Below are 11,761 nucleotides of genomic sequence, written 5' to 3'. Positions count from 1 at the left end.
CTGATTGCTTCGGTGGGCGTCGCGGCGGTGAAAGTGAATGCGCCGCGGATACTGGTTCTTACCAGCGGTGATGAAATTCAGTCGCCGGAAGAAACACCGCTGCCGGGAAAAATTTTCGACAGCAATGGCCCGCAGCTGATGCAGCTGTTACAGCAAAGCGGGTTTGTGAATGTGCAGCGCGAGCACCTGCCCGATGATCCTGGCATTATTCGCAATACCCTGACCCGGCTGCTCACCGATTCCGCGCAGCGCCCGGATGTGATTATTTCCACCGGCGGCGTGTCCGTGGGCGAAGAGGATCACCTGCGTGCGGTGCTGGCGGAACATGGCGAACTGGATTTCTGGCGGCTGGCGATAAAGCCGGGTAAACCGTTTACTTACGGCCGTATTGATGACATTCCATTTTTCGGTTTGCCGGGCAATCCGTCCGCCGTGCTGGTGTGTTATCTGATGCTGGTGTTACCCGCCCTGCGGCGCTCTTGTGGTGCCGATGTGGTGTTGCCAACCGCCATGCCGTTACCTGTGGATTTCGCCATCAACAAACCGGCCAGGCGGCAGGAGTATCTGCGCGTGCGGTGCGTGTCTGACTCCGGCCAGCTGACCCTGCAAAAACATCCCAACCAGAGCTCCGGCATGCTCAGTTCTGCAGTCTGGGCCGACGGCCTGGCGGTGGTGCCGGTGGGCGGCACGGTATCGCCGGGCGATACGTTGGCGTTTTTTTCGTTTTCAGGATTGTTGGCGGGGTAGTGCGGGTGTTGTCGGGCACCAAACCACTACGTCCCGCTCCGCAGCCATCAAATCCGCTATACTGCGCGCCCAATAAAGGAGTGCTACATGACCCTGGAATCCTCGTTGCTTGCCCGTGCCGATTCATGTTGTGAACTGTGTGGTGCGGGTAATGCCCTGGCGGTGTATGCGGTGCCGCCGGAATCGGATGGCACTGCCGAGCAGAGCGTGCTGTTATGTGAAACCTGCCAGACCCAGCTGGATAACCCGGGTAATGAAGACGCCAACCACTGGCGCTGCCTGAACGACAGCATGTGGAGCCCGGTGCCGGCGGTGCAAGTGTTGGCGTGGCGCATGTTGACGCGCTTGCAGGCAGAAGGTTGGCCGCAGGACCTGCTGGATATGTTGTACCTGGATGACGACACCCTGGCCTGGGCCCAGGCCACCGGTGAAGGCCAGACGGAAGACGCGCGGGAATTGCACCGCGACAGCAATGGTGCCGTGCTGGAAGCCGGTGATTCGGTCACGCTGATCAAGGATTTGAATGTGAAAGGGGCCAATTTTACCGCCAAGCGTGGCACCGCGGTGCGCAATATTTCTCTGGTGCAGGATAATCCTGAGCACATCGAAGGCCGCGTAGAAGGCCAGCGTATTGTGATTCTGACCCAGTTCGTGAAGAAAAACTGATGCCGCACAGTCTGATTCTCGGCGGCATTCGTTCCGGCAAAAGTTCACTGGCGGAAAACCTGGTCAGTGAGCAACACGATCCGGTGGTGTATGTGGCGACGGCCACCGCCGGTGATGGTGAAATGAGCGACCGTATTCGTCGCCATCGTATGCGGCGCCCGGCGAGCTGGGGGTTGGTGGAAGAGCCGTTGCATCTGGGCGCCTTGCTTAACCGCCAGGCCACGTTGTCACCGGTTCCCTGTGTCTTGGTCGATTGCATGAGCCTGTGGGTGAGTAATTTGCTGCATGCCGGGGACGCGGCGTTTGTCCGGGAGCGGGACAGTTTTCTTGGGGCGCTGGGGCAGTATCCCGGCAATGTGGTGGTCGTCAGCAATGAAGTGGGGCTGGGGACCATTGCCATGGACCCACTCACCCGTCGTTTTGCGGATGAGCTGGGCTGGCTGAATCAGTCACTGGCAAAAAAATGCGATAGGGTGGTGTTGTCGGTGGCGGGGATTGCGCAGACGTTGAAAGGTTAAGCAGTAAAAAGTTGAAAGTTCAAAGTTCAAAGTTGAAAAGGAAAACCGGCGATGATGGTTGTGGGAAGCGATGCTTGCATCGCGAATATAGACCATCAATCGCGGGTAATACGCCTTTAAAGTGGCAGGGTCTTGTCCGCGTTTCAACTTTTAACTTTCAACTTATCCCCCGTGCCTTATAAGACAGCTCAAGGTTCCAAATTCGGTGTCATCAATCCGTACTTGTGAGCGGCAAGCGTAGGGCACCTGAAACCCGGCCATGGCTTTGCTGGGGGCCATGCTCAGTACGTGGGCCAGCACCATGCGAATGACGCCGCCGTGGCAAACCAAAAGCACGCGCTGACCTTTCAGCGTTTCCTGCCATAGCGCCCAGGCTTCACCAATGCGTTGATGAAAATCCTGAACGGTTTCCGCATTGCTCGGTGGGTGGCTTTCTGCATCGCGCCAGAAGTTGGCCTGATGATCGCCGTATTCCTGGGCCACCTGTTCACGGGTTTTGCCTTCCCAGTCACCGAAGCTGATTTCCTTGAAATCATGGGCCACGGTGAAAGGCAGGTTTTTTTCGCGGGCCAGTTCGGCGGCAAATTCCCGGCAGCGTAACAAGGGTGACGTGAGGATGTGATCCCACTGATCCTCCACCTGAATGGCGTCACGCATTTGCTGCCAGCCCAATTCGCTCAGAGGGTCATCCTTGTGGCCCCGATACATCTGACCGCCAGCCGGTTCACCGTGGCGAATCAAGTCAAAAAAGGTGGTGCTCATTGGTATCTGTTCCCGCTAACGTAGGTCGTATTAGGCGTCGTCGTAATCCGACAATTTATCCGTTTTGATTGCTTACACTGGCGTCGGCAAAGGTGGCCATCCGGTTGTGCAGCGCGCAGGCACTGCGTAATAACGGTACCGCTACAGCAGCACCACTGCCTTCACCTAATCGCAAGGACAGATCCAGCAAAGGCTTGGCATCCAGTGCTTGCAGCAGGCGCTGATGTCCGGGCTCCTGTGATTGGTGAGCGAACAGCAGCCAGTCCCGTAATTCCGGGCGGAGTCGGCAGGCGGCGAGGGCCGCAGTGGAGACAATAAAACCATCCACCAATACCGGGATGCCACGGACCGCGCAGCCAATAAAGGCACCGGTCAGAGCGGCGATTTCAAAGCCGCCCAATGAGGCTAGTGTCGCCAACGGTTCGGATTGTTTTTCGTGACGTGCCAGCGCCTGTGTAATCACTTCGATCTTGTGGGACACCCCTTCCGGTGTCAGCCCGGTGCCGGGTCCGGCGAGGACGGCCGCGTCTTCGCCCAGCAGTGCGCAGGCCAGGGCAGCGGCGCTGGTGGTATTGCCAATCCCCATTTCACCCCCGATAAACAGGTCGGCCTGGCGGTCGGCAGCCCGTTGGGCGGCGCGGTCCCCGGCGGCCAGAGCGGCGTGCAACTGCGTATTGGTCATGGCCGGTTGGCGGGCAAGGTTGGCCGTGCCCGGGGCGACGTGTTCATCGATGACGCCGTCTTCGATGGGCGGTGGTGTGACGGTGCCCAGATTGATGACTTCCAGCTCGGCGCCGAGCTGTCGGGCCAGCACGCTGATGGCGGCGCCGCCAGTGACAAAGTTGGCAATCATCTGCCCGGTGACGGCCTGGGGAAAGGCGGAGATGCCTTCTTCGCAAACGCCATGGTCGGCGGCAAAAACGGCCATGCTCACTTGTTCTGCCTGGGGCTGGTCCGTGGCCTGCAAGCTGGCCAGCTGGACGGCCAAAGACTCCAGGCGACCCAGGGATCCGGCGGGCTTGGTGAGCTGGGTCTGGCGGTGCAGGGCGGCGTGCCGATGGCTTTCGCTGGGGGCAGAAATGGGCTGTTGCCAGGGCAAAGGCGTGCTCACGGGTGTCTCCGGTCGGGGCGGCACAGGGCCGGAAAGCGGCAAATCCTCTGCCCCGCGACCGGGAGTGTCAAGTACACTGCCCCGCATCGATGCCGAGCAATGACACTGAAATCATGCTTTCTGTTTCCCTGATTAGCGCTGCGGTGGCGGCGGTTTTGCTGGATGCGCTGGCGGGCGAACCGCGTTGCGGGCATCCGCTGATGGCGTTTGGCCGGTTGGCCGGGTGGCTGGAGTTGCGCTGGAATGCGGACGCATCGGGCGGTGTGCTCCATGGGGCTGCTGCGCTGTGTCTGTTGGTGACGCCGGTGGTATTGCTGATCGTGTTGCTATTGGTGGTACTGCCGGGATGGGCCGGCTGGCTATTGCAGGTGGTGGGGCTGTGGCTAGTGATTGGCGCGCGCAGTTTGGCTGACCATGGCCGTGCGGTCGCCGCACCGTTACGGGCGCAGAATTTGCCCGTGGCGAGAGAGCAGGTGGCGCGAATTGTCAGTCGCGACACGCAAGCGCTGGATGCCAACGGGGTGGCACGGGCGGCCACCGAATCCATGCTGGAAAACGGTGCCGATGCGGTGTTCGCCAGCCTGTTCTGGTTTGTGCTGGCGGGCTTGCCTGGTGCGGTATTACATCGGCTGGTGAATACGCTGGATGCCATGTGGGGCTACCGCACCGAGCGGTTCGAACGGTTTGGAAAACCGGCGGCGCGGCTGGATGATCTGCTTGCCTGGCTGCCCTCGCGGCTGACGGCGCTGAGCTATGCGCTGGTGGGCGGGTTGCACGGGCGCTGCCGGTTGGCGTTGCGCTGCTGGCGGCAACAGGCCGCTGCCTGTGACAGCCCCAATGCGGGCCCGGTGATGGCTGCCGGCGCTGGCGCGTTGGGGGTGCAGCTGGGCGGCGGTGCGCCGTATCACGGCGGCTGGAAAGACAAACCGTTGCTGGGTGAAGGCCGCACAGCAGATGCGGACAGTATCGATGCGGCCATTGTGCTGGTGCGGCGTAGCCTGGTGCTGTGGCTGGTGGTGCTCATCGCGGGGGCGTTGCTGTGAGTGTGTCCCCGCAAGGCTTGGAGCACGGTGGGCGCCTGAATCAGGCGGTACGGCAGTGGGGCATTCCCCGCAGTGACTGGCTGGATCTGTCCACCGGCATCAGCCCGTATGGTTATCCCGTGCCGGCCATTCCTGAGTCGGTCTGGTTGCGCCTCCCGGAAGAAGATGACGGCCTGGACGCGGTGGCGCGTGATTGGTTGGGGCTGCCTGCGGGTGCCGGTTGCCTGCCGGTGGCGGGGAGCCAGGCAGCGCTGCAAACCTTGCCGGCCCTGCGATCGCCCTGCCGGGTAGGCGTTTTGGCGCCGGCCTACGCCGAGCATGCCCGCGCCTGGCAACAGGGTGGTCATGAGGTGGTGTTGCTTGGTGTGGAGGAGGCTGAGGTGACGCTGCCGAGGCTGGACGTGCTGGTGTGCGTGAACCCGAATAATCCCACCGGAACCTTGTTGCCGGCCGCCACACTGCGGTGCTGGCACCAGCAGCTGGCCGCCCGCGGTGGCTGGCTGGTGGTGGATGAGGCCTTTGTGGATGCCAGCAACGGCAAGTCGTTGGTGGGGGAGGCGCATCAGGCCGGCCTGATTGTGCTGCGGTCGTTGGGAAAGTTCTTTGGCCTTGCCGGATTACGCGCCGGGTTGATGGTCGCTGAACCGGCGCTGTGCCACGACTTGCAGCAGGCATTGGGGCCTTGGGCCATGAGCCACCCGGCGCGGTATGTGATGGCGCAGGCGATTCAGGATCAGGCCTGGCAGCAACAGCAGCGCCAGCGGTTGCGTGAGGATCGCCAGCGCCTGGATGGGTTGCTGAGCGCCGCCGGGCTGTCCCCCCAGGGAGACAGTGACCTGTTTGCCTGGTGCCCGGGCGACCAGTCGCGGGTGTGCTTCGAAGTGTTGGCAAGACAGGGCGTGCTGGTGCGGTATTTTGCCGAGCCAGCGGCCTTGCGGTTTGGTTTGGCAGGGGGCGAGGCGCAATGGGAGCGTTTGCGCTACGCTCTGTCTGCGTTGGCTTGAGAGTTTACTCAAGCCAACGTGAGCCCCTTTCATAAACGTTTTTGTGTTTGCTTGTTCCCCCGGCCATTGGTATTTTCGCGCCACCTTCCGGTGCCTTCCCTGAACGCAGGGCGGGTTAAACGGGAAGTCGGTGAGAGTCCCTGGCTCTAAATCCGACGCTGCCCCCGCAACGGTGATTGAGTGAACGACAGTCGAAACGCCACTGTGCTTTTGCATGGGAAGGCGACTGTCGAGAGGTTGCTCCTCGCTCATCAGCCCGGAGACCGGCCAGAAGGTAAGGAAGTCCGCTGCGGCTTCCAACCAGGTGTTGCGGTGGGCGATGCGGGGTGGGTTGGCGCGATGGCGCCTGTCTCCCTGTGCTTGTTCTGCTGCGGCTAAATCCAGGCCGTGCGGGTGGCACGGCAGAGGGGGATCTTCCAATGTTGTTTCGTTCCGTTGCGGCCTGCGCCGCGATGTCTTTGTCTGTGTGGCCGCTGTTTGCCTATGCCGAGCCCGCACAGTCCGATGATTCTGCTGCCCTGCAGGTTTCCATGCTCGATCCGGTGGTGGTCACGCCCACGTTGACCAGCCGCACTACGGAGGCTTCGTTGTCGTCGGTGACGGTGATCGATGAAAAGCAATTGCGTGAGCGTCAGCCGCAGGACATGACCGAGATGCTGCGTGGGCAACCCGGGGTGGATATCACCGGTAACGGCGCCTTCGGGAAAGCCACCAGCGTGTACCTGCGAGGAACCGGCAGCAGTTCCACATTGCTGATGGTCGATGGGGTGCGGTTGCGTTCCGCCACCGCCGGCAGCCCCTCCTGGCAGTTTTTGCCCACCACCCTGATTGACCGTATCGAAATCGTGCGTGGCCCCCGTGGCAGCCTGTATGGCGCCGATGCGGTGGGTGGCGTGGTTCAGGTCTTTACCCCGGGTGCCCGCCATCTGAACAATGAACAAAGCGGCTGGATGGAATTGGGTGGTGGTTCCTTCAATAGTCGCCGGGTCGCCGCCGGTGCCCAGGGCGAGCAGGATGGCACGCGCTATAACGTGGCCGTGGACCGCTTCGATACCGATGGCACGGAAATCCGTGAAGGCAGCGAAGATCGCGGTTACGACAATACCTCTGCGGTGGCTCGCCTGACCTACCGTTTTGATAACGACGCGGAAATCGGCGTGTTCGGTTTTCGCGCGGCGGGCAGTACCGAATTTGAAGGCAGTACCCCCGAGCAGGAAAAGGTGACTGACTACGCCATGCAGATCGCCGGAGTGAAAGGGCAACTGTGGGTGACGGAAAACTGGCTGAGCAAACTGATTCTCAGCGATGCCCGTGACGACAATGAAAACTTCACCGACGGGGACCGGGACAGTATCTTCAACACCCGCAGCCGGGCAGCGAACTGGCAGAACGTTTTTGCCCTGGGGGATCACCAGCTGGTGGTAGGTGCCGATTACTTGCAGGACCTGGTGGACAGCACCACGTTGTATTCAGAAGAGGAGCGTGAAAACACCGCCGGTTTTGCCCAGCTGTTGCTGAACTTTGGTGCATTCGATGTGCAGGCCAGCGGCCGCTACGATGACAACGAAGCCTACGGCAGTGAAACCACCGGTGGTCTGGCGTTGGGCTACAAGCTGGATGCGCATCACCGGATACGGGCCAGCTATGGCACCGCCTTCCGCGCACCGACGTTCAATGACTTGTACTTCCCGGGCTTTGGTAATGATCAACTAGACCCTGAAAGTTCAAAAAGCACCGAAGTGGGCGCAAGAGGCCAGTACCGGTATTGGTACTGGGACATTGCGGCCTACCAGACCGACGTGGATGACCTGATTGCCTATGCCTTGCAAGGGGGGCGTTACGCACCGTTCAATGTGAACCGGGCGCGTATTCGGGGTGCCGAAGTGGCCGTTGGGTTGGATATCAACCAGTGGCGTGCCGGCGCGGCCTTTACGGCTCAGGATCCGCAAGACCGGGACACCGGTTTGGTGCTGCAGCGTCAGTCCCAGCGCAGTTTCCGTTTTGACCTGGACCGGGCCCTGGGCGAGTTTTCCCTGGGCGGTAGTGTGGTGCTACAGGGCCACCGTTATAACGATGCCGATAACGACGTGCGGCTGTCCGGTTTTGGTCTGCTGGATTTGCGGGCGGGCTGGAATTTCGCGCCCAACTGGTCCACACGTCTGGCGGTGAAAAACGTGCTCGACAAGGAATACACCACCGCACAGAACTTTGGTGGGTGGAACTATATGAACGCAGGGCGTTCGGTAATGTTGAGCCTGCGCTACGATAGGTAGTGCAGAGGTTCTCAACATCAGATGGAGTGAGTGGATGCGAGTATTACGCTGGGGGTTGTTGTTGCCGATGCTGGCCCTGTTTCATACGGCAATGGCGGCGGTGTGTGTCACCGACGATACCCAGCGCGAGCTCTGTCTGGAAAAACCGGCCAGCCGCATCGTGGCTTTGTCCCCCGGTGCCACCGAATTGCTGTTTGCGGCGGGCGCGGGCGGACAAATGGTCGGGGCGGTGAGTTTTAGTGATTACCCGCCAGCGGCGAAAAAGTTACCGCGGGTAGGCAGCTACAAGCGCCTGGATCTGGAGGCGGTGTTGGCGCTGAAGCCGGACCTGATTGTGGCCTGGCACAGTGGCAATCCGTTGCCCCAGGTGGAGCGTCTGCAGGCCCTGGGTCTACCGGTGTATTACAGCGAACCGCGCCGGTTTGCGGATGTGGGTACCACGCTGGAGCGGTTTGCCCGGCTGGCGGGGACGGAACAGGTTGGGCAGGGCGCGGCGGATGCGTTCCGTGCCGGCATTGATGCCCTGCGTGAACGTTACGCCGATGCGTCAAAAATCAGTGTGTTCTACCAGGTGTGGGAAGAGCCATTGATGACGGTGAATCGTGAGCATCTGATCAGTGAAGCGATTCAGATATGTGGCGGCGTAAACGTGTTTGCCGATCTGCCCACGCTGGCGCCGCGTATCAGCAAGGAGTCGGTGCTGGAGAAAAACCCGCAGGCCATCGTTGCGGGCGGCATGGGCGAAGATAATCCCGGTTGGCTGGACCCCTGGCGGCAATTTGCCACCTTGCAAGCGGTGAAAAACGACAATCTGTTTTTTGTCGCGCCCTCCACATTGCAGCGGCCCACGCCGCAAATGCTGACCGGTGCCCGTACCTTGTGTCGGCATCTGGACTCTGCCCGTGCCCGTCAGTAAGCAGCGGGCAATTCCCGCCCTGTTGGGACTGGCCAGTCTTGGGCTGTTGGCGTTATTGCTGTCGGTGGCGGTGGGCAGTGTGTCGATTTCGCTGCAGGACCTGTGGGCGGTAGCCACCGGCGGCGGCAGTGAACTGTACCGGGAGCTGATTGTGTCGCTGCGGATGCCCCGTGCGTTGGCAGCCTTTTCTACCGGGGGGTTGTTGGCGTTGGCCGGTGCCCTGATGCAGGTACTGTTGCGCAATCCGCTGGCGGATCCCTATGTGTTGGGTATTTCCGGTGGTGCGGCCGTTGGTGCGCTGGGGGCCATGCTGGTTGCTGGTGGGCTGGCGCTGGTGTCCGGTTCAGCGTTTGCCGGCGCCCTGTTGTCCACCTTGCTGGTATTTGGGCTGGCGCAAGGTGGTGGCGGCTGGACTCCCACGCGCCTGTTGCTGACCGGCGTGGTGGTGGCAGCCGGCTGGGGCGCGGTGATTACGTTCATGTTGACCATGAGTCCGGCGGATCGGCTGCCGGGCATGCTGTATTGGCTGATGGGTGATTTGAGTTATGCCCGTGCGCCCTATGGGGCCTGGCTGGTATTGATTCCGGCGGTGCTGCTCACACTGCCGCTGGGGCGCAGTCTTAATGTGCTGGCGCGGGGGCCGTTGCAGGCGGCGGCGCTGGGCATTGCGGTAAAGCCGCTGGAGTGGCTGGTGTATATCCTCGCCAGCCTGCTGACCGCGGTGGCGGTGACCACGGCGGGCAGTGTGGGCTTTGTCGGATTGATTGTGCCGCACATGCTGCGCCTGTTACTGGGCAATGATCAGCGCATCATCCTGCCCGCCAGTGTGCTGGCCGGCGGCACCCTGCTGACCGTGGCCGATACCCTGGCGCGCACGGTGATGGCGCCGGAGCAGTTGCCGGTGGGGGTGATTACTGCCCTGTTGGGGGTGCCCACTTTCCTGTTTTTGCTGCATCGAAACCGCTGATGGATTGGCAAAGGCATTGCCCGGAACCTGTGTCACCAAACGGAGAGCGCCATGGCGGTGCTGGACATTGAAAATCTGATTGTCGATATCCCGGGCCGTGCGGATGGTGAGCCTCTTGGTTTGCAGGTGAAATCCGGCCAGCGTTGGGGCGTATTGGGGCCGAACGGGGCGGGCAAAACGTCATTGCTGCATACCCTGGCGGGGTTGCGGCCACCCCGACGTGGCCGGGTAAGTCTTAACGGGGAGCCCTTGGAAAATCTGTCGCGGCGCCAGATTGCCCGGCAGGTGGCGGTGGTGTTCCAGGAGCGGCAGGACAGCTTCCCTGCCACGGTTATGGAGACCGTGCTGATTGGTCGCCACCCTTTTTTGTCTGCCTGGCAACGCGAGAGCGCCGAGGATATTCGTTTCGCTCAAGAGGCCTTGTCTGCGTTGTCGCTAAACCTGCTCAAGGATCGCCTGGTGAGTACCTTGTCCGGCGGCGAGCGGCAGCGGGTGTCCATTGCCACGGCGCTGACCCAGCAACCAACGATCTGGCTGGCGGATGAGCCCACCAACCATCTGGACTTGCATCATCAGGTAGCCGTTATGGAATTGTTGAATCAACAGGCGGATAACGGTGCGGCGGTGTTTATGTGCCTGCACGATCTGAACCTGGCCGCCCGCTGGTGTGATCACCTGCTATTGCTCTATCCGGACGGCGAGCTGTGCTTCGGCCCGGCGCACACCATGCTGGTGCCGGAGGCGCTGGAACGTCTTTACGATCAGAAGCTGGTGGTGGCGCAAGTCAATGGTGCGCCGGTGTTTGTCCCCGGTTAGCGCAACCAGCGTAGCTGGAAAATTAAACGTAAATGAGTCCTACGATGGCAACCTTATTAAATGCCACGGTGCCCGCGGCGCTGATTAGCGCACCGGGTTCCGGGCAGGGTAAATCCCTGATTACCGCCGCGCTGGCAAGGCTGCACCGCAATGCGGGGCGCCGGGTTCGCGTGTTCAAGTTCGGCCCGGACTATCTGGATCCGATGATTCTGGAGCAGGCCAGCGGCGCGCCGGTGTACCAGTTGCAACCGTGGATGACCGGGGAGCATGAATGCCGCTGGCGCCTGGCGCAGGCTGCGCAAGAGGCCGATCTGATTCTGGTGGAAGGCGCCATGGGGCTATTCGACGGCACGCCATCCAGTGCGGATCTGGCGGTGCTGGCGGGTATCCCCGCCTTGCCGGTGATCGACGCCTGGGGCATGGCGCAAACGTTCGGTGCCGTTGCGTTGGGGCTGGCCAATTATCGCGATGATCTGGTGGTCAACGAGGTGATTGCCAACCGGGTGGCCAGCCAACGTCATGGCGATTTGTTGCAGGAAGGTATGCCTGAGGACGTGACCTTGCTGGGCTCGGTGCCCCGGCATCCGGCCATGACCTTGCCCGAGCGTCATTTGGGATTGGTGCAGGCCAGAGAGCTGGCGGATCTGGATGCGCGTCTGGATGAGGCGGCGGCAGTATTGCAGGAGGCAGGGCTGGACCGGTTGCCGCAGCCGGTGCGTTTTTCCGCAGCAGCGCCTGAGCCGTTGCCGCCCCTGTTGGACGGATGCCGTATCGGCATTGCCCGTGATGCGGCCTTCGCCTTTATCTATCCGGCGAATCTGGATGCGTTACGTCAGATGGGGGCAACCCTGACGTTCTTTTCCCCATTGCAGGATGCCGCGTTGCCCCAGGTAGATGCGCTATGGCTGCCGGGCGGTTACCCGGAATTGCACGGGGAA

The 11,761-nt window shown here is 61.5% G+C and carries 12 protein-coding genes and 1 riboswitch; of the genes, 10 read left to right on the top strand and 2 right to left on the bottom strand.

The genetic code is table 11. The annotated features are described in order from the left end of the window. From A3730_RS11195 to cobU, 3 genes are all read left to right on the top strand, one after another. A partial coding sequence (locus tag A3730_RS11195) for a molybdopterin molybdotransferase MoeA (protein ID WP_197477443.1) occupies nt 1–747 on the top strand: 747 nt, incomplete at its 5' end. An 87-nt stretch (nt 748–834) separates the two neighbouring features. Next, nucleotides 835–1,413 carry an alkylphosphonate utilization protein gene (locus A3730_RS11190; RefSeq protein ID WP_063518563.1) on the top strand — a complete coding sequence of 193 codons (579 nt, stop codon included), beginning with the start codon at nt 835–837 and terminating at the stop codon, nt 1,411–1,413. After that, the gene (gene cobU / locus A3730_RS11185) at nt 1,413–1,931 is read left to right on the top strand and encodes a bifunctional adenosylcobinamide kinase/adenosylcobinamide-phosphate guanylyltransferase (RefSeq protein WP_063518562.1); all 519 of its coding nucleotides are present in this window, start codon (nt 1,413–1,415) and stop codon (nt 1,929–1,931) included. Before A3730_RS11190 ends, cobU begins: the two co-directional genes overlap by 1 nt. Before the next feature lie 162 nt (nt 1,932–2,093). Here cobU and A3730_RS11180 read toward each other — a convergent pair whose 3' ends face one another. Both A3730_RS11180 and cobT read right to left on the bottom strand, forming a co-directional pair. Continuing rightward, nucleotides 2,094–2,693 carry a histidine phosphatase family protein gene (locus A3730_RS11180; protein WP_063538079.1) on the bottom strand — a complete coding sequence of 200 codons (600 nt, stop codon included), beginning with the start codon at nt 2,691–2,693 and terminating at the stop codon, nt 2,094–2,096. Nucleotides 2,694–2,748: 55 nt separating this feature from the next. Then, nucleotides 2,749–3,804 carry a nicotinate-nucleotide--dimethylbenzimidazole phosphoribosyltransferase gene (cobT, locus tag A3730_RS11175; protein ID WP_063538077.1) on the bottom strand — a complete coding sequence of 352 codons (1,056 nt, stop codon included), beginning with the start codon at nt 3,802–3,804 and terminating at the stop codon, nt 2,749–2,751. A 113-nt stretch (nt 3,805–3,917) separates the two neighbouring features. Between cobT and cbiB the strand changes: the two genes are divergently transcribed. The 7 genes from cbiB to A3730_RS11140 form a co-directional block, all read left to right on the top strand. Beyond that, nucleotides 3,918–4,847, top strand: coding sequence for an adenosylcobinamide-phosphate synthase CbiB (gene cbiB, locus A3730_RS11170; protein WP_063538081.1), 930 nt, complete (start codon nt 3,918–3,920; stop codon nt 4,845–4,847). Continuing rightward, the gene (cobD, locus tag A3730_RS11165) at nt 4,844–5,851 is read left to right on the top strand and encodes a threonine-phosphate decarboxylase CobD (RefSeq protein ID WP_063520680.1); all 1,008 of its coding nucleotides are present in this window, start codon (nt 4,844–4,846) and stop codon (nt 5,849–5,851) included. The genes cbiB and cobD overlap by 4 nt, the downstream gene beginning before the upstream one ends. Before the next feature lie 71 nt (nt 5,852–5,922). Next, a riboswitch (cobalamin riboswitch) is annotated at nt 5,923–6,138 on the top strand. A 165-nt stretch (nt 6,139–6,303) separates the two neighbouring features. Beyond that, on the top strand, nt 6,304–8,124 hold the full coding sequence (locus tag A3730_RS11160; protein ID WP_082872344.1) for a TonB-dependent receptor domain-containing protein: 1,821 nt from the start codon (nt 6,304–6,306) through the stop codon (nt 8,122–8,124). A 34-nt stretch (nt 8,125–8,158) separates the two neighbouring features. Beyond that, nucleotides 8,159–9,040: a cobalamin-binding protein gene (locus tag A3730_RS11155; RefSeq protein WP_063520678.1), complete on the top strand. Its 882-nt coding sequence runs from the start codon at nt 8,159–8,161 to the stop codon at nt 9,038–9,040. Continuing rightward, nucleotides 9,027–10,007, top strand: a complete 981-nt coding sequence (locus tag A3730_RS11150; RefSeq protein WP_082872342.1) for an iron ABC transporter permease — start codon at nt 9,027–9,029, stop codon at nt 10,005–10,007. The genes A3730_RS11155 and A3730_RS11150 overlap by 14 nt, the downstream gene beginning before the upstream one ends. A gap of 51 nt (nt 10,008–10,058) precedes the next feature. Further along, a complete protein-coding gene (locus A3730_RS11145; protein ID WP_063538075.1) occupies nt 10,059–10,823 on the top strand; it encodes an ABC transporter ATP-binding protein in 765 nt (254 codons plus the stop codon). 44 nt (nt 10,824–10,867) lie between these two features. Further along, on the top strand, nt 10,868–11,761 hold an 894-nt coding region (locus tag A3730_RS11140), incomplete at its 3' end, for a cobyrinate a,c-diamide synthase (protein WP_063538073.1).

This window comes from Alcanivorax sp. HI0044 (assembly GCF_001634945.1).
The sequence above is the reverse complement of the archived record's forward strand: the minus strand, read 5'-3'. Positions and strand labels throughout refer to the sequence as shown.